Origin of the sequence: Sphingomonas sp. NFR15 (assembly GCF_900103265.1) — a bacterium.
Classification (GTDB): Bacteria; Pseudomonadota; Alphaproteobacteria; order Sphingomonadales; family Sphingomonadaceae; genus Sphingomonas; species Sphingomonas pollutisoli.
Genome location: NZ_FMWX01000002.1, coordinates 211,504 through 235,321, shown reverse-complemented (window position 1 = coordinate 235,321; position 23,818 = coordinate 211,504). Strand labels below are relative to the sequence as shown.

General features: G+C 67.6%; 19 protein-coding genes. 10 read left to right on the top strand and 9 right to left on the bottom strand.

The window, feature by feature from the left end; all coding sequences use genetic code 11:
• Positions 1-120 precede the first annotated feature (120 nt).
• On the bottom strand, positions 121-780 hold the full coding sequence (locus BLS81_RS06480; protein WP_218123098.1) for a hypothetical protein: 660 nt from the start codon (positions 778-780) through the stop codon (positions 121-123).
• Between the two features lie 80 nt (positions 781-860).
• On the opposite strand from BLS81_RS06480, the gene ada reads away from it, so the two are divergent.
• On the top strand, positions 861-1,895 hold the full coding sequence (ada, locus tag BLS81_RS06475; RefSeq protein WP_093222329.1) for a bifunctional DNA-binding transcriptional regulator/O6-methylguanine-DNA methyltransferase Ada: 1,035 nt from the start codon (positions 861-863) through the stop codon (positions 1,893-1,895).
• Positions 1,892-2,362 (top strand): DUF1203 domain-containing protein, encoded by a 471-nt coding sequence (locus BLS81_RS06470; protein ID WP_093222327.1) that lies wholly within the window; start codon positions 1,892-1,894, stop codon positions 2,360-2,362. Before ada ends, BLS81_RS06470 begins: the two co-directional genes overlap by 4 nt.
• Before the next feature lie 23 nt (positions 2,363-2,385).
• Here the strand turns inward: BLS81_RS06470 and BLS81_RS06465 are convergent, their stop codons facing one another.
• Together BLS81_RS06465 and BLS81_RS06460 are read right to left on the bottom strand one after the other, a co-directional pair.
• Positions 2,386-3,102, bottom strand: coding sequence for an anti-sigma factor family protein (locus tag BLS81_RS06465; protein WP_093222324.1), 717 nt, complete (start codon positions 3,100-3,102; stop codon positions 2,386-2,388).
• On the bottom strand, positions 3,099-3,587 hold the full coding sequence (locus tag BLS81_RS06460) for a sigma-70 family RNA polymerase sigma factor (RefSeq protein ID WP_093222320.1): 489 nt from the start codon (positions 3,585-3,587) through the stop codon (positions 3,099-3,101). The genes BLS81_RS06465 and BLS81_RS06460 overlap by 4 nt, the downstream gene beginning before the upstream one ends.
• A 62-nt stretch (positions 3,588-3,649) precedes the next feature.
• Between BLS81_RS06460 and BLS81_RS06455 the strand changes: the two genes are divergently transcribed.
• Positions 3,650-4,918 carry a S8 family serine peptidase gene (locus BLS81_RS06455; protein ID WP_256326101.1) on the top strand — a complete coding sequence of 423 codons (1,269 nt, stop codon included), beginning with the start codon at positions 3,650-3,652 and terminating at the stop codon, positions 4,916-4,918.
• Between the two features lie 95 nt (positions 4,919-5,013).
• Complete coding sequence (locus BLS81_RS06450) at positions 5,014-5,886, top strand: hypothetical protein (RefSeq protein WP_093222315.1); 873 nt, start codon at positions 5,014-5,016, stop codon at positions 5,884-5,886.
• Between the two features lie 69 nt (positions 5,887-5,955).
• Here the strand turns inward: BLS81_RS06450 and acnA are convergent, their stop codons facing one another.
• Together acnA and BLS81_RS06440 are read right to left on the bottom strand one after the other, a co-directional pair.
• Positions 5,956-8,634 carry an aconitate hydratase AcnA gene (gene acnA, locus BLS81_RS06445; protein WP_093222312.1) on the bottom strand — a complete coding sequence of 893 codons (2,679 nt, stop codon included), beginning with the start codon at positions 8,632-8,634 and terminating at the stop codon, positions 5,956-5,958.
• 556 nt (positions 8,635-9,190) lie between these two features.
• Positions 9,191-10,843 carry an alkaline phosphatase family protein gene (locus BLS81_RS06440; protein ID WP_093222310.1) on the bottom strand — a complete coding sequence of 551 codons (1,653 nt, stop codon included), beginning with the start codon at positions 10,841-10,843 and terminating at the stop codon, positions 9,191-9,193.
• 79 nt (positions 10,844-10,922) lie between these two features.
• Here BLS81_RS06440 and BLS81_RS06435 point away from each other — a divergent pair, with 79 nt between their 5' ends.
• The 4 genes from BLS81_RS06435 to BLS81_RS06420 are packed head-to-tail and all read left to right on the top strand — an operon-like array spanning position 10,923 to position 16,324.
• Entirely contained in the window at positions 10,923-12,962 is a 2,040-nt protein-coding gene (locus BLS81_RS06435; protein ID WP_093222951.1) for a protein-disulfide reductase DsbD family protein, read from the top strand.
• The gene (gene bla / locus BLS81_RS06430) at positions 12,959-13,864 is read left to right on the top strand and encodes a subclass B3 metallo-beta-lactamase (RefSeq protein WP_093222307.1); all 906 of its coding nucleotides are present in this window, start codon (positions 12,959-12,961) and stop codon (positions 13,862-13,864) included. The genes BLS81_RS06435 and bla overlap by 4 nt, the downstream gene beginning before the upstream one ends.
• Positions 13,865-13,880: 16 nt before the next feature.
• Positions 13,881-15,389 (top strand): circularly permuted type 2 ATP-grasp protein, encoded by a 1,509-nt coding sequence (locus BLS81_RS06425; protein ID WP_093222304.1) that lies wholly within the window; start codon positions 13,881-13,883, stop codon positions 15,387-15,389.
• Positions 15,389-16,324 (top strand): alpha-E domain-containing protein, encoded by a 936-nt coding sequence (locus tag BLS81_RS06420; protein WP_093222300.1) that lies wholly within the window; start codon positions 15,389-15,391, stop codon positions 16,322-16,324. The genes BLS81_RS06425 and BLS81_RS06420 overlap by 1 nt, the downstream gene beginning before the upstream one ends.
• Positions 16,325-16,485: 161 nt before the next feature.
• Here the strand turns inward: BLS81_RS06420 and BLS81_RS06415 are convergent, their stop codons facing one another.
• The 4 genes from BLS81_RS06415 to BLS81_RS06400 all read right to left on the bottom strand — a co-directional run bounded on the left by BLS81_RS06415 (position 16,486) and on the right by BLS81_RS06400 (position 20,962).
• Positions 16,486-17,097, bottom strand: a complete 612-nt coding sequence (locus BLS81_RS06415; protein WP_093222295.1) for an alpha-ketoglutarate-dependent dioxygenase AlkB family protein — start codon at positions 17,095-17,097, stop codon at positions 16,486-16,488.
• The gene (locus BLS81_RS06410; protein WP_143023307.1) at positions 17,097-17,966 is read right to left on the bottom strand and encodes a hypothetical protein; all 870 of its coding nucleotides are present in this window, start codon (positions 17,964-17,966) and stop codon (positions 17,097-17,099) included. Before BLS81_RS06410 ends, BLS81_RS06415 begins: the two co-directional genes overlap by 1 nt.
• 766 nt (positions 17,967-18,732) lie before the next feature.
• Positions 18,733-19,527 carry an arginyltransferase gene (locus tag BLS81_RS06405; protein ID WP_093222290.1) on the bottom strand — a complete coding sequence of 265 codons (795 nt, stop codon included), beginning with the start codon at positions 19,525-19,527 and terminating at the stop codon, positions 18,733-18,735.
• A gap of 181 nt (positions 19,528-19,708) precedes the next feature.
• Complete coding sequence (locus BLS81_RS06400) at positions 19,709-20,962, bottom strand: threonine ammonia-lyase (RefSeq protein WP_093222286.1); 1,254 nt, start codon at positions 20,960-20,962, stop codon at positions 19,709-19,711.
• Positions 20,963-21,051: 89 nt separating this feature from the next.
• On the opposite strand from BLS81_RS06400, the gene BLS81_RS06395 reads away from it, so the two are divergent.
• Positions 21,052-22,698 (top strand): amidohydrolase, encoded by a 1,647-nt coding sequence (locus tag BLS81_RS06395; protein WP_093222283.1) that lies wholly within the window; start codon positions 21,052-21,054, stop codon positions 22,696-22,698.
• Positions 22,699-22,939: 241 nt separating this feature from the next.
• Positions 22,940-23,773, top strand: coding sequence for an alpha/beta hydrolase (locus BLS81_RS06390; RefSeq protein ID WP_256326100.1), 834 nt, complete (start codon positions 22,940-22,942; stop codon positions 23,771-23,773).
• The last annotated feature ends 45 nt before the right edge of the window (positions 23,774-23,818 follow it).

Here is a 23,818-nt window from a genome sequence, read left to right as displayed (position 1 = left end):
CGATGGGTTGGCGGGCGGTTAGCATCGGGCTCCGCAATGCGCAAGCGGGGCGGGGCGGTCAAGTCCTGTGGATAGTCATGGCGCGCGCGCGAAGGCAATCGGTGCGCGTGCGTGATGAATTCAGCGGCGCGCCGCTGGTGGTTGCGCACCCAGCACCGCGCCGGTGTAGTTCTCGATGACTTGCGAGAACGGTGTGCCGTCGGGCAGCACCAGCACCGCGCGGTTCTCGATTACCCGCGCCGGGATCACGAGGTTTTTGCCGGTGCGATCTTTGATAGCGCTATCACCTGTGTGCGCGTCCCAATCCTCGCCGAGCGGCGCCCACAGGATCCGCGAACCGAGCCCCACCCGGCGAAAGCCGAGCGGCCGGACGATTCGCCCGAACGACACGTCGGTCGAATCGAGCGCGTGGTTCATCTCGGGGGTCAGCCGCGCGGGCACGTACCAGTTTTCCGCGACCGACAGCACACGCGCGCCGCAGCGCAGATGGACGAGTCGATAGCGAACCGGCTCGTCCGCGCCAACGTGCAGCGCCGCGCGCACCTCTGGCGGGGCGGGGCGTTCGGCACCCGGCTGGCGATCGGCGACGATTTGGGTGCCGGCGGGCGCGAGATCATGGCGCACGCACCAATCGTCGAGCACGAGCGTCGCGCTGTCATGCGTCAGGAGCGCGAGTTCAAGCTCCTGCACCATCGCCAGCGCTTCCAGCCGGGCGATGCGGGTATCGGGCCAGGTCGCATCGGCGGCGGTCGCAACCGGAATCAGGGGCAGAACGGGCATGCGCCCCCGCTACCCGCAACCCGGCTTTGACCGCAAGCGGCGGGATGTGACGCGCGCTGCGACACGCCTATACCGGCGGCATGCCCGAGACGCTCCCCATCGACACCGACGCCGCCTGGACCGCTTTCGATGCGCGTGACCGTCGCCGTGACGGCCGCTTCGTCGTCGCGGTCCACACCACCGGCATCTATTGCAAGCCGAGCTGCCCGGCGCGGCGCCCCAAGCGCGAGAACGTCTCCTTCTATCATGACGGCGCCGAGGCGCAGGCGGCCGGCTATCGCGCCTGCCTGCGCTGCAAGCCCGACGATGCGGCGCGCGATCAGGTCGCCGTCGCGCGCGCGATCACGCTGATCGAGGCGGACGCCGCGACCGCGCTCGACGCGCTGGCGGCGGCGGTCGGCTATGCGCCGCACCATTTCCACCGGCTGTTCAAGCGCGCCACCGGCGTGACGCCCGCCGCCTATGCGCGCGGCCTACGCGCGACCCGCGCCGCGCAGGCGCTCACCGAGGAGGATAGCGTGACGAACGCGATCTACGAGGCTGGCTATTCCGCGCCGAGCCGTTTCTACGAACAGGGCGCGGCGCGGCTCGGCATGTCCCCGAGCCTGTGGCGGAAGGGCGGCGCGGGCGTCGTGATCCGCTGGACGATCGCGGCGACCAGCCTCGGCCCGCTATTGGTCGCCGCCACCGACAAGGGGCTGTGCCGCGTGTCGTTCGATGAGGGTGAGGCGGCCTTGCGCGCGCGCTTCCAAAACGCCGAGATCGTCCCCGGCGGCGCGGCGCTCGCCGATCTCGCCGCGCAGGTGGCGGCGGCGGTCGAATCGCCCGAGCGTGACATCGATCTGCCGCTCGACGTGCGCGGCACCGCCTTCCAGGAGGCGGTGTGGCAGGCGCTGCGCGCGATCCCCTTCGGCGAGACGCGCACCTACCGCGAACTCGCCGCCGCGGCCGGCAACCCGCAGGCGGTGCGCGCGGCGGGAACCGCGTGCGGCGCCAACCCGGTCTCGATCGTCATTCCCTGCCACCGCGCGCAGCGCGCCGACGGGTCGATGGCGGGCTATGCCTGGGGCATCGACCGCAAGGTCGCGCTGCGCAAGCGCGAGGGCGTGGAGTGAGCGGCTTCGTGATCCAGGGCCTCGATCCCGCGCCGTTCCGGGAACTCTACGGCCTGAGCGATGCGGCGCTCGCCGACCGGGGTGTGGTCCGGATGCGGGTGGATGCCCATCCCGGCTTTCCGTGTCGGGTGACGCTGGAAGATGTCGCGCCCAGCGCGGACGTGCTGCTGCTCAATTTCGAACATCTGCCGGTGGCGACGCCGTATCGCGCGCGCCACGCGATCTTCGTGCGCGAGGGCGCCGACGCGCCGGCGCGATACGAGGATGCGGTGCCCGACGTGCTCGCCCGGCGGCTGCTGTCGCTGCGCGCGTTCGACGCGGCGGGCATGATGACCGACGCCGACGTGATCGACGGCGCCGACCTCGCGCCGGCGATCGCACGCATGTTCGCCGATCCGACGGTCGCCTACCTGCACGCGCACAACGCCAAGCGCGGCTGCTTCGCGGCGCGGATCGACCGGGGCTGAGATCGCGCTTCGGCGCGTGCGCGCTACTGCGGCCGCCAGCCGTTCGCCCGCGCGCGCGCTTCGGCGGCAGCGTCGAGCGGTTCGCCCGACATCGCGGCTTCGGCATCGGCCATGATCGCCGCGTCATCGGAACCGGCCTGACGATATTCGGTGGTTCCCGTCGCAACCCGGTTACGGGTCTCGCGCAACAGCCACGCATCCCCGTCGCGACAGGCGATCCCGCCAAGCGCCGGCGTCGTGAACGTCCGGCAGATCGCGCCCGATCGGTCGCGGAAGGTAACGCGCACGCGCATCGCCGCAGCGCTGTCCTGCGTTGCGGCGAGCTGGGTGTTGAGCAGGTGATCGAGGTTGCCCGAGGCGATGAGCGCACCGTCGCGGTTCGTCACCGGCGCGCCGCCGCCAAGCTGTCCGCCGATGACCAGCCCGAGAGCGAGACTCGCCGCGATCGCGCCGCCGACCGGCCACCAGCGTCTGCCGGACACGCGCCGCGCGTTTCGGATCGGGGCGAGATCGACCACGTTCGGGCTTTTCGCGGCGGCCAACAGGGCCGGCGGCACGGGTTCCGCCGTCACCGGATCGAACGCCTGCGTCAGCGTCGCGCGCAGCGCGCGATGACGCGCCACCGTCGCGGCGGCCTCGGCATCGCCGGCGATGGCGTGTTCGACGCGCTTGGCCGCGAGCGGATCGAGTTCGCCATCGGCAAAGGCCATCAGCATTTCGGGATCAATCTCGCCGCTCATGCCGCTTCCTCCAACGTTCGCATCAAGGCTTCGCGGCCGCGCACCAGCCGCGAGGTGAGCGTGCCCATCGGAATCTCCAGCACCATCGCCGCTTCCTTGTACGCGAGACCTTCGACCAGGACGAGCGCGACCGCCTCGCGCTGCTCTGGCGGCAGCATCGCCATCGCCCGTCCGACCTTGCCGAGTTCGACACGCGCCTCGATCGCGCGATCGCCCGCGTCGCCAATGCTCTCGCCGGCTTCCGCCGCGACGAAGGTCTCGCCGCGACGCCGGCTCGCGCGGGCGGTGTCGATCCAGGTGTTGCGCATGATACGGTACATCCAGCTATCCAGTCGTGTTCCGGGTTGCCATTGGTCACGTGCCTTCAACGCGCGCTCGACGGTCGCCTGACACAGATCGTCGGCATCGGCGGGCGCGAACGCGAGGGATCGGGCGAACCGCCGCAGGCGCGGCAGCAGACCGATCAGTTCGTCCTCGAAATGCACGCGCCCTCCTTTCGCCTGTCGATGCGGATGAAACGAACGGCCCGATCCGTTTCATCCGGGACATGACAGATCTTCCCGATCCGCCTAGGGTCGTGCGCACGATGGTGCGGCGCGCGATGATCCCTGCCTTGCTGCTGACCGCGACGCCCGTGGCGGCGCAACTGGCGCTGCCGCACATACCGGATGTCGTAAGTGGCACCTTGCGGACGGTGACCGATACCGTCCGGGCCGCGCCCGAAATCCCGTCGCGAGTCGCCGCGCTGGCGCAGACCCGGCTCGACCGCATCGCCACGATGTTGCGCGAGCATCGCACGGACCTCGCGCCCGACGATCACGGCGACCCAGCGCGCGCCGGCACCGTTCTGGTGAGCGACCCCGATGACGCGCTGATCGCGGCCGCGACAGCGGCGGGTTTCGTGCTGGCGGAACGCGGTGACCTGGAGGGGCTGGGCATCGGCTTCGCCCGGTTCGACGTGCCGCTAGGCAAGTCGCTGGTCGATGGTCTCCGCACGATGCGAAAGCTGGCGCGGGGGCATGATGTCTCGGCCGATCAGGTGCATTTCGAGAGCGGCGCCGTCGCGCACGCCGCCACGCCGTCCGCAAGTGCGGCGCAAGGGCCGATGTCCGGTGCGATCGGGATGATCGACGGCGGGGTGGGAGCGGTCGATGCGCCGGTCACGCGCCGAGGGTTCGCTGCGGGCGCGCCCTCGCCGGACAACCACGGCACGGCGATCGCGTCGCTGCTGATCGGCGGCGGCGGCGTGCGCGGCGCCGCTGTGGGCGCGCGGCTGTACGCGGCCGATGTCTATGGCAAAGATCCCGCTGGCGGCAATGCGCTCGCCATCGCCAAGGCCCTGGCGTGGCTCGCCAGCGTCCATGTGCCGGTGACGGTCATCAGCCTGGTCGGACCCGCCAATCCGTTGCTCGCGCGGGTGGTGGCGGCGGTTCAGACGCGCGGTATGATCGTGGTCGCGGCGGTGGGCAACGATGGTCCCGCCGCGCCGCCATCCTATCCCGCATCCTACCCCGGCGTGATCGCGGTGACCGGCGTCGATGGGCGCGGGCGCGCGCTCATCGAGGCGGGGCGGTCGCTCCATCTCGATTACGCGGCGCCGGGTGCGGACATGCTCGCTGCCACCGCGCAGGGCGGTTCGGCGCCGGTGCGTGGCACGTCGTTCGCGGCGCCGCTCGTCGCCGCGCGGCTCGCGCGCCTGGGCGGCAACAGGGCGGCGGCGGTCAAGGCGGCCGACAGCGAAGCGCGCAAGGCCGGCCCCGCCAGCCGCTATGGCCGCGGCATCCTGTGTGAGAGCTGCCGGACACCCGCAAAATAAGATTTTCGGATGCGGCGGATTAAACCGCACGCGGCATCCGTTCTTTCTGTGAGGGTAGCGAAAGCTGCCCGCAAGACCACAGGAAGGACAGCATCATGAAGACGTTCCTCATCGGTACGGCCGCGATCGTTCTCGCATTCGGCGCAGTTCCCGCATCGGCTCAGTTGCTCGGTGGTGGCGGACTTGGTGGCGGACTGGGCGGCGGCCTAAGCGGTGCGCTCGGCGGCGGGGTAGGCGGCATCGGCGGCAACGGCACCGGCATGCTCGGCGGCACGCTGAACGGCACATCGACGGTCTCACGCAGCCTGCGTTCGACCACGCAGGGCACGCTCGACAACACCGCATCGACCAGTGGCTCGACCAAGGTCGATCGCCGCAAGGGCAGCGTGTCCGCCAGCCGTTCGGTCGATGGTTCGCTGGGCGGCACCGTCGCCAATGCGACTGGCCCGGTCAGCGGCGCCGCGTCTGGCACCGCGAGCGGTTCGGCATCGGGCAACGGCAGCGCGCAGTTGATCGGCACCGATGCTGTCGGCAACGCGGCACGCGGTGCGGTCGGCACGGCGCGCGGGACGGCTGGTGCGATTGGCGATCGCGCCGGCACCGCCGTCGGCACGCTGCGCGACCGCGCCGCCAACCTGGCCGGCTCGGGTACGACGAACGGGTCGGCGAGCGGGAGTGCGGCAGGCAGCGCGGATGGCGGTGCCGACGGGCTTGGGCTGGCGAGCGGTGGCGATGCTGCCGGATCAAGCGGTTTCACCGTTACGCGCGGCATGAAGGTGCGTGATACCGCCGGCAACGTGATTGGACGTGTCAACGCGGTGGCAACCGATGCGCGTGGGCGCATCGAGACGATCACCATGAAGGTCGGTAACAAGCTCGCCACCCTGCCGGCCGCCAATTTCAGCGGCAACGGCAACCTGCTCGTCTCGGCAATGGGGCAGGGCGACGTACAGAACGCCGCGAAGTAACGCGCTCCGCGAAGATCGTCGAAAAACGCTCCGGCCCGGACGACACCGTCCGGGCCGGAGTTCGTCGGCTTATGCCGCCAGCTTGCGCAGCACGTACTGGAGGATGCCGCCGTTGAGGAAATACTCGAGCTCGTTGACGGTATCGATGCGGCAGCGCGTCTTGAACGTCTCGACGGTGCCGTCGGCGCGGGTCAGCGTCACATCGACGTCCTGACGCGGGCGGATTTCGGCGACCTTCATGATCGTGAAGGTCTCGGTGCCATCGAGCTTGAGCGTCTGGCGCGTCACGCCGTCGGCGAACTGGAGCGGCAGCACGCCCATGCCGACCAGGTTCGAGCGGTGGATGCGCTCGAAGCTCTCGGTGATGACCGCACGCACGCCGAGCAGGTTGGTGCCCTTCGCCGCCCAGTCGCGCGACGAGCCGGTGCCATATTCCTTGCCCGCGATCACCACGAGCGGGGTGTGATCCGCCTTGTAGCGCATCGCCGCGTCGTAGATCGGCATCACTTCGCCGGTCGGCACGTATTTGGTCACGCCGCCTTCGATGCCCGGCGTCATCTCGTTCTTGATGCGGATGTTGGCGAAGGTGCCGCGCATCATCACTTCATGGTTGCCGCGGCGCGCGCCGTAGCTGTTGAAGTCCGCCTTGCTGACCTGGTGGTCGAGCAGGAACTTGCCGGCGGGGCTGTCCGCCTTGATCGATCCGGCCGGCGAGATGTGATCGGTGGTGATCGAATCGGCGAAGATCGCGAGCGGACGCGCCTCGACGATGTCCTCGGTCGGCACCGGCGTCATCGTCATGCCCTCGAAATAGGGCGGATTGGCGACATAGGTCGAACCGGCGCGCCATGCGTAGGTGTCAGACCCCGTAACGTCGATCGCCTGCCAGCGCGCATCGCCCGAGAACACGCTCGCGTAACGCGACTGGAACATCGCGCGGTCGATATTGGCGTCCATCAACTCGCGGACTTCGGCGTTCGAAGGCCAGATGTCCTTGAGGTACACGTCGCTGCCGTCGCTCGACTGGCCGATCGGGGTGGTGGTGAAATCCTCGACCACGGTGCCCTTCAGCGCATAGGCGACGACCAGCGGCGGCGAGGCGAGGAAGTTGGCGCGCACGTCAGGCGAGACGCGGCCTTCGAAGTTGCGGTTGCCCGACAGCACCGAGGCGGCGACGATGTCGTTGCCATTGATCGCCTTCGAGATCGGCTCGGCGAGCGGACCCGAATTGCCGATGCAGGTGGTGCAGCCATAGCCGACCAGGTTGAAGCCGACCGCGTCGAGATCGGCGCTTAGCCCCGATTTGTTGAGGTAATCGGTAACCACCTGCGACCCCGGGGCGAGCGAGGTCTTGACCCAGGGCTTGGGCTTGAGGCCGAGCGCGTTGGCCTTGCGCGCGACCAGACCGGCGGCGACCAGCACCGACGGGTTCGAGGTGTTGGTGCAACTCGTGATCGCGGCGATCACGACATCGCCATCGCCGATGTCATGCTCGCGGCCATCGACCGGAACACGCTTGGCGCTGGCGTGATGATAGATTTTGGCGAGATCGGCGTTGAACGTGTCGTCGACCTCGGTGAGCACCACCTTGTCCTGCGGCCGCTTGGGGCCGGCGAGCGACGGCACGACGTTCGCCATGTCGAGTTCGAGCGTGTCGGTGAAGACCGGCTCGACCGCATCGGCGCCGCGCCAGAAGCCCTGCGCCTTGGCATAGGCTTCGGTCAGCGCGATCTGGTCCTCGTCACGGCCGGTCAGGCGCATATAGTCGAGCGTGGCGTCGTCGATTGGGAAGAAGCCGCAGGTCGCGCCATATTCGGGCGCCATGTTGGCGATCGTCGCGCGGTCGGCCAGCGAAAGCGCGTCGAGACCGGGGCCGTAGAATTCGACGAAGCGGCCGACCACGCCCTTGGCGCGCAGCATCTGCGTGACGGTGAGCACGAGATCGGTCGCGGTGATCCCTTCCGCGAGCGTGCCGGTCAGCTTGAAGCCGACCACTTCGGGGATCAGCATCGAGACGGGCTGGCCGAGCATCGCCGCCTCGGCCTCGATCCCGCCGACGCCCCAGCCGAGCACGCCGAGGCCGTTGACCATCGTCGTGTGGCTGTCGGTGCCGACGCAGGTGTCGGGATAGGCGATCTTCTTGCCGTCCGGCGCGACCGAGGACCACACCGCCTGCGCGATGTTCTCGAGGTTGACCTGGTGGCAGATGCCGGTGCCGGGCGGCACCACCTTGAAATTGTCGAGCGCCTTCGAACCCCATTTCAGGAATTCGTAGCGCTCGTTGTTGCGCTGATATTCGAGCTCGACGTTATCCTCGAACGCCTTGGGCGTGCCGAACTCGTCGACCATCACCGAATGGTCGATGACGAGATGGACGGGAACGAGCGGATTGATCTTGGCTGCGTCGCCGCCGAGCTTGGTGATCGCGTCGCGCATCGCCGCGAGATCGACCACGCAGGGCACGCCGGTGAAATCCTGCATCAGCACGCGCGCCGGGCGGTACTGGATCTCGCGATCGGATTTGCGCTCGGTCTGCCAGTCGACGATCGCCTGGATATCGTCGCCGGTGACGGTCACGCCGTCCTCGAAACGCAGCAGGTTCTCGAGCAGCACCTTCATCGAGAAAGGCAGGCGGCTGATGTCGCCGAGCTTTTCCGCCGCGGTGGCCAGCGAGTAATAATCATAGGTGATCCCGTTCACGTCGAGCGTGGCGCGGGCCCCGAGCGTATCCTGGCCGATGGCGGTCATGCTAGTCCTTCCCAAGTGAAGCCCCGAGACGGGAGCGCGGCGGGAAGACGGCCGGGTGGGCCGCACGAGCGCGCCCCGGTTAGGGCGAATGCAAGAGTCGCGGGTGGCCTTAGCAATGGTGCGCCCAATGGGGAAGGGTGTGCGACACGGCAAAATGCGCGTCGCCGCGAACCATCGCTCGCGCGCACGTGCTATTGCGATGAACTCGCAGCAAGTAATGCCTATACCGTGTCGAGCCGCGCTTGGACAAGCTTTTGTATGAGTTTACGGCACTGGGTCGATTAACCGCAGAGCAACGAACCCACCGTTCGCCCTGAGCGTGTCGAAGGGCGTGCCCAAAGCAAGCGCGGCACTCGGGACACGTGCTTCGACAAGCTCAGCACGAACGGGGAGGATTCAAGAACCGGGTCGAGCCGGCGCCTTTACCCAGGTCGAGGCGGTTGAGCACAGCAAACCCACCGTTCGCACTGAGCGAAGTCGAAGTGCGCGTCCGAAGCGGCAGCCCTTCGGGCAAGTGCTCCGACACGCTCGGCACGAACGGGTGCGCGTGCCGCCCTTACGGGCAGGTCGATGCCACCCCGCCGTCGAGATCGAGACAGCGCCCGTCCGGCAGCGGTGCCGACAGCGGTAGGTGGATCGCGGCCGCGAGCGTCGGCACGATATCGACCGTTTCGACCGACAACGGCTGTTCGAATCCGGTCATGCCCTTGCGCCAGAACAGGATCGGCACGCGCCGGTCATAGTCCCAGAAGCTGCCGTGCGTCGCGACATAGCCGTGCGTCGGGTCGGCGATCGGCATCACCCGCGGCTTGAGCGCGACGACGATGTCGCCCGACACGCGCGGATTGTACGACGCCTTGGCGCGCATGATGAGCGGCCAAGTCTCGGGCGGCCCACTCGGCTCGGGCGAGGCGGCGATCTCGGCGCCCGAGAAAGCGGCGGCGACCTGCGGGTTGGCGCGATAGATTTTGAGCGCTTCGGCCAGCACCGCGTCGTGCTGCGGCTTGCTCAGCCTGGGGTCAATCCACAGGTCGCCCGACCCCGAATCGCCGAACAACACTTGCCCCGGCAGCTTGAGCTTGGCCGCGACCGAGTCGCTCACCGCCTTGGTGGTGAACGCCGGGTCGATCCGCACCGCGGTCGGCGCGGCGTGTTCACGGTTGCGCTCGGGCAGGTCGTGGCCGCCGTGATCGGCGGTCAGCACGACCAGGTAATCGACGCCGGTCTGGTCGAGTTGGTCGAACAGCTCGCCGAGCGAATGGTCGAGATTGGCGAGCTGGATGCACATCTCGGCGCCTTCGGTGCCATAGGTGTGACCGATATAATCGGTCGCCGATGCGCCGATGTCGATGATGTCCGTTGCCGGACCCTGGCCGAGCTTCATCTCGCGCACCATCCCCGCGCCGAGCGCGAGGATCGCGTTGTCGAACTCGGGCGACGCGCGGAACTTGGCGCGGTTGCCCGCCTCACGCTCGAAATGCCCGGCGCCCACGGTCTTGCCGCCGCCGATTGGGATCGCGCGGTCGTGGGGCACGCAGAAATCGGGCACCTCGAACGCGGGCTGCGCCTCGGCGATGCGCGCGTTGACCAGTGCGTTGGTGCGCGTAACGATCTCGGGCGCCTTGCGCCCGGCATAGCTGACGAAGGCCTTGCCATCCCACCACCAGATTTCGTCGAGCGCCGCCTTGTGCCCGCCCATCATCACCGCCGCGCGGTCCTTGCCGGCGACCGAGACGGTGCGCGAAGCCGGATTCGCCGCCTTCATCCGCTCGCCGAGCGTCGGCACCAGCAGGTGCTGGTCGGTGACGGTATAGGCGTCATGCGTGCTGCCCGGCACGCTCTCGTCCTCGGCGCAATAGATCACCTTGTCGGCGAGCGGCGATTTGAGGTTGTACCAGGTGTTGGCGATGATGCCGGTGCGGGCGGGGCGGAAGCCGGTCAGGATCGTCGAATGGCCGGGGCAGGTCTCGGTCGCGGCGTGGCTCTGATAACCGGCGGGAAAGACGTCGCCGGTCAGCAGCCGCGCGAACCCGCCGGTGAAATGGTTGCGGTATTCGGCGAACAGATCGGCCGAGAACTGATCGACCGAGATCGCCACGATCAGCTTGGGCGGCGTCTCGGGCGAGGGCGCCTGCGGTGCGGTTTGCGCGGCAAGCGGCACGGCGACGAGCGCGAGCGAAAGGGCGATCAGGGAGGTGAGGCGATTCATGGCTTTCCTTTCGCGGCGTAACGAAGCACTCCCGCGCGCGGCTATGGCCGAGACGTGGTTTGCCGACAAGGACTGCCCGATGCGTGCGCTTCATTACCTGTTCGTGACGATCCTGGCGGTCTTCGCCGCGAGTGCGGCGCATGCCGATGCCCCCGGTGCGCTCGGCGCGGGTCCACACCTCGCGATCCGGCTGGTCGCGGAGAGCACGACACCGGCGGCCGGCAGCACGGTGACGCTCGCGCTGGACACCCGGCCCGAGCCCGGCTGGCACGGCTATTGGCAAAATCCGGGCGATGCGGGCTTCCCGGCGAAGCTCGACTGGAGCTTGCCCAAGGGCGTCACCGCCGATCCGCCGCTATATCCGGTGCCCGAGCGGCTGCTTGTCGCGGGGCTGATGAACTATGTGTTCGAGAAACCCTATGCGCCGCTGGTAAAGCTGCATGTCCCGGCGGGGCTGGCGGCCGGAACCGCGCTGCCGGTCGAGCTCCACATGTCGTACCTCGTCTGCACGCAGACCGTGTGCGTGCCCGAAGCCGCCGATCTCGCGACCGACCTGACCGTCGGCGACGGCGCGGCGACGGCGGAGACCCGCGCGCGTTTCGACGCGTGGCGGCGCGCGATCCCCAAGCCGCTCGGCGCGGCGGCGACGGTCCAGTCTGCGAATGGCGCGTTGCGGATCGCGGTGCCGTATCCGGGGGGCGCCCCGCTCGCGGACGCCTATTTCTATCCGGTCTCGACCGGCCTCGTCGATTACGCCGCCCCGCAGACGATCGCGCGCGACGGCGACCGCATCGTCATCACCACCAAGCCAGGCGCAGGCGGGAGCGGCACGCTGAGTGGCGTGCTGGCGATCGGCGGCGGACAGGGGCTGGTCGTGGATGCCAAGCCCGGTATCGTCGCCGCGCCGAGCGCCGCGCCTGCAGAGGCGCCCGCGCCGGGCGCGCTGCTCGCCGCGCTGCTCGCGTTCGGCGGCGCGATGCTCGGCGGGCTGATCCTCAACATCATGCCTTGCGTGTTCCCGATCCTGAGCCTCAAGGCGCTGAGCCTCGCGCGCGGGCATCTCGATGAGCGCGCGGCGCGGCACGAGGCGCTCGCCTATACGGCGGGCGTGGTCATGGTGTGCATCGCGCTCGGCGCGGTCATCCTGGCGCTGCGCGCTGGCGGCAGCGCGATCGGCTGGGCGTTCCAGTTGCAAGACCCGCGGGCGATCGTCGTGCTGCTCCTGCTCGTCGTCGCGCTGTCGCTCAATCTCGGCGGGTTGTTCGAAATCCCCACCCCGCGCTTCGTCAACGCGGCGGGCGGGGCGGGCGGTGCCTTCGCGACCGGCGCGCTCGCGGCGTTCATCGCGACGCCCTGCACCGGCCCGTTCATGGGCGCGGCGCTCGGCGCGGCGCTGGTGCTGCCCTGGTATGCCGCGCTGGCGGTGTTCGCGGGGCTCGGCATCGGCCTCGCGCTGCCGTTCCTCGCGCTCGGTTTCGTGCCCGCTTTGCGCAAGCTGCTCCCCAAGCCCGGCGGCTGGATGGAGACGTTCCGGCGCATCCTGTCGATCCCGATGTGGCTCACCGCGATCGCGCTGGCCTGGGTGCTCGGGCGGCAGGTCGGGGTGAATGGTCTGGCCGCGGGCATGGTCGCCGCGCTGGCGGTCGCGCTGCTGCTGTGGTGGGGTGGGCTGCGCCAGCGCAAGGGCAAGCCTTTCGGCGTCGCGGCGTTGGTCGGGATCGTCGCGGTCGTGACGGTCTCCAGCGCCTCCGCCGCGCGGCTCCATGCCCCGGCCCCGGTGGTGGCAAGCGCCGATGAGCAAGCGTTCAGCACCGCCAGGCTCGCGCGGCTCCGCGCCGCCAACCGCCCGGTGTTCGCCTATTTCACCGCCGACTGGTGCCTCACCTGCAAGGTCAACGAGAAGGCGGCGATCGAGACCGATGCGACTCGCGCTGCGTTCGCGAGGAAGAACGTCGTAGTGCTGGTCGGCGACTGGACCAACGGCGACGCCGCGCTCGGCCGCTTCATCGAGGCGCACAACCGCGCCGGCGTGCCGCTGTACCTCTATTACGCCCCCGGCGCGGCCGAACCGCAGGTCTTGCCGCAGGTGCTGACCTCTGGAATGCTGGCCGCACTATGATCCGACGCACCCTTGCCGCGCTGCTCGCGCTGGCGGCGACTCCCGCGCTGGCGGAGTCCCCGGCCAGTTGGTCGCAGCCGATCGCGCCGTACCATATCGTCGGCCCGATCTGGTATGTCGGCACGCGCGGGCTCGCCGTGTACGCGATCAAGACCGATGCCGGCGCGATCCTCGTCAGCGGTCCGCTCGCGCAGAGCGCGCCGCTGGTCGAACGCAACCTCAAGAGCATCGGCGTCGCGCCCGCGCAGCTCAAGCTGATGCTCAACTCGCACGCGCATTTCGACCATGCCGCCGCCTTCGCCGCGCTCCGCCACGACACCGGCGCGCGGCTGGTCGCCTCCGCCGCCGACGCGCCCGCGCTGCGGCGCGGCCGGCACGAAGCCGACAATGAGAACGGCCACACCCGCTTCCCCGCCGTGCCGGTCGATCGCATCGTCCGCGACGGCGAGACGATCCGGCTCGGCGGCGTCGGCATCACCGCCACGCTCACCCCCGGCCACACGCCGGGCTGCACGACCTGGTCGATGCCCGTCGCCGATCGCGGGCGGACGCTGCGCGTGGTGTTCCCATGCAGCATCACCGTCGCGGGCAACGTGCTGCGCGGCAACCGCGCCTATCCGGGCATCGTCGCCGACTATCGCCGCAGCTTCGCGCGCATGGCGGCGATGCCCGCCGACATCGTCCTGCCGATGCACCCCGAGATCGCCGACGTGCTCGGTCGCGCGGCGCGGGCGCGCGCCGGCGCGGGCACCGCGGCGTTCGTCGATCCGGCGCTGTTGCGGCGGATCGCCACCGAGGCGCGGGCCGATTTCGACAAGAGCGTCCACGCCGAAGGTTTCTCCGCAAGAAACCGTCTTGTGCGCCGCAATAATCCGTCGCAGCATGGGGCCAACGGCACATAGGAGCGTTACCGGTTCGATGGGAATACGTCAGGCGTTCGACGAGATCATGGGGCAGGCCGGGTCGACGATACCCAGATCCGAACTCGCGGCGCTTGGCACCTGGATCGCGGGCACGCCTCCCGAGGATCTGCGCCGCCGCCAGCAGTCCGCCGAAGCGACCTTCCGCCAGCTCGGCATCACCTTCGCCGTTTATGGCGACAGCGACGCCAGCGAACGCATCATTCCCTTCGACATCGTCCCGCGCATCTTCCTCGCCAGCGAATGGGCGCGGCTGTCCGAAGGGCTGGTCCAGCGCGTCGAGGCGATCAACGCCTTCCTGGACGACATTTACGGCCCGCAGCGTATCCTCAAGGACGGTGTGCTGCCCGCCGACCTGATCCTCGGCAACCCGCAATTCCGCCCCGAGATCGCCGGCATCCGCCCGCCGCACGGCATCTGGGCGCATATTTGCGGGATCGACCTCGTCCGCACCGGCCCGGACGACTTCTTCGTGCTCGAGGACAATGCCCGCACGCCCTCGGGCGTCAGCTACATGCTCGAAAACCGCGAGGCGATGCTGCGCCTGTGCCCCGAGTTGTTCCACCATTTCCGCGTCGCCGCGGTCGATTCCTACCCGGACCGGCTGCTCGAGACGATGCGCTCGGTCGCGCCGGAGGGCGTCGCCGCGCCGGTCTGCGTGGTGCTGACGCCGGGCCACTACAACTCGGCCTTTTATGAACACAGCTTCCTCGCCGATTCGATGGGGATCGAGCTGGTCGAGGCCGCCGATCTCGTCGTCGAGGACGATGTCGTCTGGATGCGGATGATCGGCGGGTTGGTGAAGGTCGACGTGATCTACCGCCGCATCGACGACGATTTCCTCGATCCGCGCGTGTTCCGGCCCGATTCGATGCTCGGCGTGCCGGGCCTGATCGGCGCCTATGCCGCCGGCAACGTCGCGCTCATCAACGCGCCCGGCAACGGCATCGCCGACGACAAGGCGATCTACAGCTACATGCCCGAGATCGTGAAATATTATTCCGGCAGCGCGGCGAAGCTCCCCAATGTCGAAACCTGGCGTTGCCGCGAACCCCAGGCGCTCCGCTACGTGCTCGACAACCTCGACGATCTCGTCGTCAAGCTGGTCGACGGCTCGGGCGGCTACGGCATGCTCGTCGGCCCCACCGCGACCCGCGCCGAGATCGAGGCGTTCCGCGCCGCGCTGATCGCCGAGCCGCACCGCTACATCGCCCAGCCCACGCTCGCGCTCTCGACCGTCCCCACGCTCGGCGACGCGGGGCTCGCGCCCCGCCACGTCGATTTCCGCCCGTTCGTCCTCACCGGATCGTGCGGGGTCCAGGTCGTGCCCGGCGGGCTGACCCGCGTCGCGCTCAAGGAAGGGTCGCTGGTGGTCAATTCGTCACAGGGCGGCGGCACCAAGGACAGTTTCGTCCTGATGGACGACGGCGCGATGCTGCAAGCGCAGGGACCGGGCGGCATGACCCAGTCGATCGGCGGCATGACCCAGCGCATGGGCGGCAACTGATGCTCGCGCGCACCGCTTCGTCGCTCTACTGGCTCGGGCGCTATGTCGAGCGCGCCGACTTCATCGCGCGGCTCGTCGAGGCGACGATCCGCCTCGACGCGCTCTCACCGCGCCCGGCAGGCCGGGTCGCGTGGGAAAGCGCGCTCGCCGTCACCGATACAGTCGCCGCCTTCGCCAAGACCGGCGAAGAGGTCGGACAGGATGCGGTCGCGCGCTTCCTCACGCTCGATGCGACGCATTCGGGTTCGCTGGTCCGCTCGCTCGACATGGCGCGCAACAACGCCCGCGCGGTCCGCACCGCGCTCACGCGCGAGGCGTGGACCGGCATCAATCAGGCGTGGCTACTGTTCCAGAACCGCGCGATGCCTGGCGGCGCCGCCGCCACGCTCGCGCTCACCGAAGCGGTCAAGACCGCGACGCGCGGCTTCGAGGGCGCGATCCACCGCATGCTGCGCAACCAGACGACTTGGTTCATCCGGCTCGGGCAGGCGGTGGAACGCGCCGACAACACCGCGCGGCTGCTCGATGTCAAATATCACATCCTGCTGCCCGCCGGCGAGCCGGTCGGCGGCGTGGTCGATCGCGACCAGTGGACGACGATCCTGCAGACCGTCTCCGCGGTCACCGCCTATCGCTGGCTCTATTCGGAGGGCCTCCAGCCCGCGAACGTCATCGACCTGCTGATCGCCCGCGCCGAGTTGCCACGCAGCCTCGCCGCCTCGGCGGAGGAAACCGTCGAAATCCTCGATCTGCTCGCCAAGCGCACCGGCCTGCACGGCGAGGCCGACCAGATGGCGCGGGACCGCCACGCCCGCATGGTCAAGACCCATTCGAAAGCGGTGATCGCGGGCGGGCTGCACCAATATCTCGAACGCTTCCTCGCCGAGAACGACGAACTCCACTTCGCGATCGCGGGACAGTTCCGGTTCGGGTGAGCCGGCACGGCTCGCCGGGGGCGACGGCGCCGGTCGGCGAGGGCGGCGGTCGCCCGCAACTCAGACGTTCGCGACGCCATACGGATATGCGAAAATGGAGTTTGGTCTAGAGTGTCGCAACGCTGACTCGGCAACGTAACATGCGGCAGAGCCTTTGCCGACTATACGAGAATGGTTCGGAATGTCAGGTTGACCCTTGGCCCTATAGCCTGACGCTCTTTTGCGATACCGTGTCGGTAATTATGCTGCGTTTCTCCCTTCATAATCAGAAGACTTCCCGAAGCTAGAACGATCTTGATTGTCCGAGATTCGGGAATGCGTTTGCTCTTAAGGAGAAGTGGGCGCTCAGCCCCCAGAGACACCGACGCAATAGTCGGATTATGTCCAAGCTCTTTCTCATCGTCGCTGTGCATTCCCATACTATCGTTGTTATCGCGATAATAATTTAGCAATACACTGTTGAATTTATTTTTTGTTACAGATTCAACTCTCCGTTTGATACCAATGAGAATATCCGTCCAAGGTAATGGGCTGAGATATATGCCGGAGTAACGGTAAGCCGTGCCCTCATCGCCAAACCAAGCGACAAGCCTAGGTTGTTTGAACGTCTTTCCCCAGAGCTTCACATCTTGTTGCCGCCAAGGCACTTCGTCGATCAATCGTTTAAGAATAACGTCGTGAGGTAAGCCGATATCGAACGAGGACTGATAGTAGACCTCGGCGCCGGGAAGTGGTATCCGCTCAAGATCGGTGAAGGCAGAGAATAGGTCCACTATTTGATCTTCTTAAGTATGCGGGTCGAGATCATAGATTTAAGTTTAGGGCTTTGGCCAAATTTGGTTTTATACTCACCAAGTTCGTCGGATTGCTCGGAGCCGCGAGGTGTTGTCCATTGGTTATCATCCTCATAAAGACACTCTACGTCTTTTCTACCCCTCCAAAAACTATCAAAAAATTCATTGAACTCTTTGTAGCCGTTATCAATGTATAAAAAATTAGCTCCAATAGATGCCTCTGTGAATATCTTGTCCCAAAAATCGCCAACAACACCGCCCTTATCGAAAGCTTTCACCTCTGAGACAAAATAGCTGAATGTGAACAGATCGGCCAAAAGAAACTTCTTCTGACTATTCCACGATTCAGGTTTTGTCACATCAAGAGGTTGAAAATTGACATTGATGGACACCGGGCTTTGGAGTGCGTCGCCAATCTCGGTCCACGTATCTGCCCAAGCTTGCTCTCCATCTAAAAGGTAACACGTCAGCTTCTTGACAGGCTCCTTCTTGTTTTCCGAAAGGTACTTTAGGACGCCCATAACGTCGCTGCCCGGTCCACCGCCGACGCACGATAGGCGAGCAGACTCAGCGCTAAATACCTTACCCCCATTCACGTCGCGGAGAGCTTCGAGAGTTTGGACGACGTAATCGCCGTGTGTCGCGACATACTTCATCACGTAGGCAAAACGGGTCGCAGGATCGCGATAGCTGATCGCTCGTCGGCTGGAATCGGTCAGGCCTCTGTAACCACCCGCTAGGTAGCTAATCTTTGCCTTGATCTTGTCATCAAGTGATGCACCGTGCTGCGCTTTGCCCTCGTCATACAACTCATCCAACGCGACCTTCACAAGCTCGAACAGCGTCACATTCAGCCTCCCTGTTTTCATAAGCTTATCATTTTATATGTGTTGGTCGAGAGGCGCCGACCCCGTGATCTGCAACTTGCGGAGATTTGCGAGGATGAGCGCGCTGTGACCCCATAGCCCTCCTGCTCTCTCTCAATTACCGCGTGCGTAAGACGAGCGGCGCTGTCGCGCGCGAAGTTCTTTCATCTCTGCAGACGTATCGACTATCCGATACCTGTTCTTCCCGAAAGCGGCTAGACGGCTCACATCCAACGTTGGACGGCCCGCTCGCTGCGTCGGAAGGGCATTGCGTGACTGTCAGGTCACGCGCGGTCATTGCTCGCGTGATACCAGGTCGGGGGCTTTCTGGCTCACAGGGCGGCTTGCTCATACGCCGCGCTTAAACATTGCCCAGCATCGACATTCCGGCCTCGATCATAAGCATGCCCACCAGCGGGCGCCGCCGCTCATGATCGCCTCAAGCGACGCCGCGCCGGTTCCACGGCATTACGCGCAGCAGCTTCGCCATCTCGCACCAGCCCGACAAAATGGCGTCACCTATCTGCGCATCCCGGTGACGTGGCGGCAACACGGCGCCTGATCCCGGCTTGGCGGCCGGCCTGTCCTACAGGCTCCGTTTCCGGCAGACCGGCGGCCATGCTCCTCGACAGTCTCGCCTCCTTCAACACGCCGCGCGGCGCGTGCCCGCGCGCCGGGGATGGCCAAACGTCGCACCGCCGAACCGCGACGCGGATGGACGACCTTTGCCACGTTGCGCCGAACGCGGTCACGCGATCTCGTCGGCCAGCATCGAATAATGTTGCGCCGGCGGATGGTAGGTCGCGTCCTCGTCGACGAGCAGCGCCCAGCCTTTCGGCCCGAGCGCCTCGATCGGGCGGTAGCGCGTCTTGTACGCCATCCGCGCGGAACCTTTCACCCAATAGCCGAGATACACATAGGCCAACCCCGCGGCCCGCGCGCGCAGGATATGATCCATGATGATCATGCTCCCGAAGCCCGGCCGCGCGCCGGCGTCGGCGTCGAAGAAGCTGTAGATCATCGAGAGGCCGTCAGCCTGCTGGTCGGTCAGGCAAGCGCCGATCAGCTTGCCCGCCGCGCCGCTCGCCGCCGGCTCGCGATATTCGATGACGAAGCTGTTGACGGGCGAATGCTCGACCATGTCGGCATAATCCTGCTCGTCCATCTCGGCCATGCCGCCGCCGGGGTGGCGCGCGCCGAGATAGCGGCGCAGCAGGTCGAACTGCTCCTCGGTCGCCCACGGGCGGCACACCGCGATGTCGAGATCGGCGTTGCGGCGGATCTGCTTGCGCTGGGTCGCGTTCGGCGCGAATTCGGATGCGATCACGCGCACCGACACGCACGCCGAACAGCCCGCGCAACTCGGCCGGTAGGCGACGGACTGGCTGCGCCGGAAGCCGATCCGCCCCAGCGCGTCGTTGAGATCGCCGGCGTGCGGGCCGCGCAGTTCGGTGAAGACCTTGCGTTCGTGGCGGCCGGGCAGATACGGGCACGGCGACGGGCTTGTGACGAAGAATCGGGGGAAACGAAAAGGCGCACTCACCGCCGGATGGTCCTTTCACCGCCGCCACGGATGCGGGGCTGGAAGCTCTTATGAATCGCTCCACGCGTGATGAAAAGCGGCTTTACCACCAAAGAGAGTTAACGCGCCGAAAGCGTCCTGTCGTGCCGATTCGCGGAGCCGCGCCCCGGAACGGGGCGCAAGACACGCGGCATCCGCACCGTCAGCCAAGTTCGACCGCGCTCACCTCATAGCCCTCGGTCCGCAGCGCCGCCTTGAGCCGCTCGAGATGCGCGAGGTCGCGCGTCTCGCACTCGACATCGAGGCTGAGCCCCTTGGCCGGCAAGTTGGTGAAGATCCGCTGGTGCGCGAGTTCGAGGATGTTGACTCGCTCCTGCTCGAAGATCCGCGCCACGCCGTAGAGCGCACCGGGTTGGTCGCGCAGCACGATCCGCAGCCGCGCCAGCCGCCCCGAGCGGGCAAGGTCGCGCAGCAGCACGTTGGCGAGCAGCCGCGTGTCGATGTTGCCGCCGCACAGGATGATACCGACGGTGCGTCCGCGGAACCGCTCGGGGTGCTGGAGCAGCGCGGCAAGACCGGCGGCGCCAGCGCCCTCGACGACGGTCTTCTCGATCTGGAGCAACAGGCTGACCGCGCTTTCGAGGCTACGTTCGCTCACCAGCACGATGTCATCGACCAGAGAGCGCACGATGCCCGAGGTGATCGTGCCCGGTTCCTTGACCGCGATGCCCTCGGCCAAGGTATCCCCGGCGCACGGCATGTCGGTGCCGTGGATGCGGTTGTACATCGAAGGGAACAACTCGGCCTGCACGCCGATCACCTCGATCGGCGCTCCGCCGCGCTCGGCGCTGATCGCGCGCGCGACGGTCGACATGCCCGAGATCAGGCCACCGCCGCCGATCGGCACGATCAGCGTGTCGAGAGCGGGCACGTCGGCGAGCATCTCGATCGCGACCGTGCCCTGCCCGGCGATCACGCGGGCATCGTCGAACGGGTGGACGAAGGTATAGCCGCGTTCCGCCTCCAGTTCTCGGGCATGGGCGTAAGCGGCATCGAAGGTCTGCCCGAACAGAACGACGTTGGCGCCGTGGCTCTCGGTCTGCATCACCTTCACGGTCGGCGTGGTGGTCGGCATCACGATCGTCGCCGGGATGCCGAGCCGGCTGGCGTGATAGGCGACGCCTTGTGCGTGATTGCCGGCCGAGGCGGCGATCACGCCCATCGCGTTCGGCCCGAGCTGGAGCAGCGTGTTGAGCGCCCCGCGCTCCTTATAGGCGGCGGTGAACTGCAGGTTCTCGAACTTGAGATAGACGGTCGCGCCGGTCAGGTTCGAGAGCGTGCGGCTGATGAAGGTCGGCGTGCGGACGATCGCGTCGGCGATGCGCGCATGCGCGGCGCGCACATCCTCGATCGTGACGGGGAGGGTTTCCGTGTCCATCTTCGCTTGCGTCGCCATCGTTCGTTCCGTGCGCGGCCAGAGCGCGGCCGAGCGCGCGCCCTAGACCATCTGGCGCAGCGAAGGAACACGCCTTATCGCACATCGATATGCGTTCGCTCATCCCTCTCGTCGCGCTCGTCGCGCTCGCCCCCACTCCCGCCTTCGCCGATGCGCTGGTCGATAACGTCAACGGCATGACGCTGGACAAGGACGGTCGCGTTATCCGCTTCAACGCCTTGCTCATCAGCCCGGACGGGAAGGTTCTCAAGCTGCTGCAAGCCGGTGACAAGCGGCCGGAGCGGCTCGACTGGCGCGCGGACGAGAAGGGCAAGGTGCTGCTGCCCGGCTTCGTCGATGCGCACGGCCATGTCATGAGCCTGGGATTCCGCGCGCTCGAACTCGATCTGTCCGACACACATTCGCTCGACGAGGCGAAGGCGAAGATCGCCGCTTATGCCGCCGCCAATCCGGAGCGGAAGTGGATTATCGGCGGCGGCTGGAATCAGGAGGCGTGGGGGCTGGGCCGGTTCCCGACCGCCGCCGATCTCGACGCGGTGGTCGCCGACCGGCCGGTGTGGCTGTCGCGCGTCGATGGCCATGCGAGCTGGGCGAACAGCGCGGCGATGAAGGCGGCGGGCGTCACGCCCAAGAGCGTCTCGCCGGCCGGCGGGCGGATCGAGAAGACCGGTACCGCGCCGAGCGGGGTGTTCGTCGACGCCGCGCAGAACCTGGTCGAGAAAGTCGTGCCGCAGCCGCTGCCCAAGGAACTAGACGCGGCCTTCCTGCGCGCGCAGGAGACGCTGCTGAGTTACGGCATCACCGCCACGTCGGACATGGGCACGAGCCTCGACGAATGGCTCTCGTACCGGCGGATGGGCGATCTTGGCGCTTTGCGCGTACGGATCATGAGCTACGCGGGCGGGGTCGAAACCGCGATCCGAATCGGGGGAACCGGGCCGACGCCGTGGCTGTACAACGACAAGCTCCGCATGGGCGGCGTCAAGCTGTTCGCCGACGGCGCGCTCGGCTCGCGCGGCGCGTGGCTGAAGGCGCCGTACAGCGATGCGCCGGGCCAGTCGGGCGCTGGGTTCATGAGCGACGACGTGATCCGCAACCTGATGAGCCGCGCGGCGATGGATCATTATCAGGTCGCGGTCCATGCGATCGGCGACAAGGCCAACGCGCAGGTGCTCGACGCGATCGATGAGATGGCGCAGACCTATAAGGGCGACCGGCGCTGGCGCGTCGAACATGCGCAGATCGTGGACCCCGCCGATCTGCCACGCTTCGGCAAATATGGCACGATCGCCTCGATGCAGCCGGTCCACGAAACGTCGGACCGGGTGATGGCCGAGGCGCGGCTCGGGCCGGCGCGGCTGGCGGGCGCTTACGCCTGGAAATCGATGCTGGCGAACGGCGCTGGCCTCGCGTTCGGCACCGACTATCCGGTCGAAAGCCCCGATCCGTTCGCGGGCTGGGCGGCGGCGTTCACCCGGCAGGGGGCGGACGGCCAGCCCTCCGGCGGGTGGCAGCCGCAGGAGGCGATCTCGCGCGAGGCGGCGTGGCGCGCCTATACGATGGACGCGGCCTATGCGGGCTTCGCGGAGGCGAAGTTCGGACGGCTCGCGCCGGGCCAGCGCGCGGACTTCATCATCGTCGATCGCGACCCGCTGCTCGCCTCGCCCGGCGATCTGCGTGCGACCAAGGTGCTGCAGACCTGGGTGGGCGGCGAGAAGGTGTGGGTCCGCAAGTAGCGCGGCAAAGATGGCTAACGTTGCCTATGCCGCGCGCGGGACGAAACGTGACAGCCCGAGCGACGTTTGCCACGATTGCGGTGGCGGCGACGATGGGAAAGCGCGGCCGCGAACATGCCAGCGCGGGCGCGTGTAGGACAGGGGCGCGCCGATTCCGACGCGAGATCACACGCGCGTGTCATGCGGGCGCCATGTCGGGCGGCGCAAGGCGCGGGCGGGGGGGATGGCGAAGGATGACATGATGGGTTCGCGTTCGAAGATCACACCGATGCTGCTGGCGCCGCTCGCGCTGGCGCTGCTGCCGGCGGCGGGGTTCGCGCAGCAACGTGCGCGCGGGGACGATCAGGGCGTCTCCGAACGGCTGTTCGATCTGCCGCTGGCGGGCGGCGCGACGCAGAAGGCGCTGCTGGTGATGCCGCCGCACGCGCGCGGGACGATCGTGATGCTGCCGGGCGGGGCGGGCGATGTCGGGCTCGAACGCGACGGCGATATCCGGCACGGCGACAATTTCGTGGTGCGGACGCGCGCGCTGTGGGCGCGCCGCGGCTATGCGGTGCTGATCCCCGACACGATCGACCGCGCGAATCTTCGCGGCGTGCGCAGTTCGCCGGGCTATGCGCGGCTCGTCGGTGATCTGGTCGGCTTCGCGCATCGGCAGGTCGCCGGGCCGGTGTTCCTGCTCGGCACCAGCCAGGGCGCGATCGCGGCGATGAACGGCGCGGCGCACGCGCCCGCCGGCAGCATCGCCGGGGTGGTGCTGACCGAATCGGTCTCGGTGCGGGGCGGGAGCGGGGAGACGGTGTTCGATGCCAGCCCCGAGCGCGTGCGCGCGCCCGCGCTGATCGTCGCCAACCGCGACGACCGCTGCGATGTCGCGCCGCCGCAGGCCGCGCCCAGAATCGCCGCCGCGATGAAGGCGAGCCGCGACGTGCGCGTGCTGATGGTCTCGGGCGGGGTGACGCGATCGGCCAAGGCCTGCGGCTCGCTGACGCCGCATGGCTATTACGGGATCGAGGACGCGGTGGTGGCGAAGATCGGCGCGTGGATCGGCGCGCATGGTTTCGGGAAGGGCTGACCCGCAGCAGAGCGCGATGCTAGGGACAGGACGCAAGGCTGCGGT

Excerpts from the sequence above, each read along its gene's own strand:
- BLS81_RS06435 (WP_093222951.1), top strand. The coding sequence starts at position 10,923 with ATGCGTGCGCTTCATTACCTGTTCGTGACGATCCTGGCGGTCTTCGCC.
- BLS81_RS06465 (WP_093222324.1), bottom strand. The coding sequence starts at position 3,102 with ATGAGCGGCGAGATTGATCCCGAAATGCTGATGGCCTTTGCCGATGGC.
- BLS81_RS06440 (WP_093222310.1), bottom strand. The coding sequence starts at position 10,843 with ATGAATCGCCTCACCTCCCTGATCGCCCTTTCGCTCGCGCTCGTCGCC.
- BLS81_RS06390 (WP_256326100.1), top strand. The coding sequence starts at position 22,940 with ATGGGTTCGCGTTCGAAGATCACACCGATGCTGCTGGCGCCGCTCGCG.
- BLS81_RS06455 (WP_256326101.1), top strand. The coding sequence starts at position 3,650 with ATGACAGATCTTCCCGATCCGCCTAGGGTCGTGCGCACGATGGTGCGG.
- BLS81_RS06400 (WP_093222286.1), bottom strand. The coding sequence starts at position 20,962 with ATGGCGACGCAAGCGAAGATGGACACGGAAACCCTCCCCGTCACGATC.
- ada (WP_093222329.1), top strand. The coding sequence starts at position 861 with ATGCCCGAGACGCTCCCCATCGACACCGACGCCGCCTGGACCGCTTTC.
- acnA (WP_093222312.1), bottom strand. The coding sequence starts at position 8,634 with ATGACCGCCATCGGCCAGGATACGCTCGGGGCCCGCGCCACGCTCGAC.
- BLS81_RS06395 (WP_093222283.1), top strand. The coding sequence starts at position 21,052 with ATGCGTTCGCTCATCCCTCTCGTCGCGCTCGTCGCGCTCGCCCCCACT.
- BLS81_RS06420 (WP_093222300.1), top strand. The coding sequence starts at position 15,389 with ATGCTCGCGCGCACCGCTTCGTCGCTCTACTGGCTCGGGCGCTATGTC.
- bla (WP_093222307.1), top strand. The coding sequence starts at position 12,959 with ATGATCCGACGCACCCTTGCCGCGCTGCTCGCGCTGGCGGCGACTCCC.
- BLS81_RS06425 (WP_093222304.1), top strand. The coding sequence starts at position 13,881 with ATGGGAATACGTCAGGCGTTCGACGAGATCATGGGGCAGGCCGGGTCG.
- BLS81_RS06480 (WP_218123098.1), bottom strand. The coding sequence starts at position 780 with ATGCCCGTTCTGCCCCTGATTCCGGTTGCGACCGCCGCCGATGCGACC.
- BLS81_RS06450 (WP_093222315.1), top strand. The coding sequence starts at position 5,014 with ATGAAGACGTTCCTCATCGGTACGGCCGCGATCGTTCTCGCATTCGGC.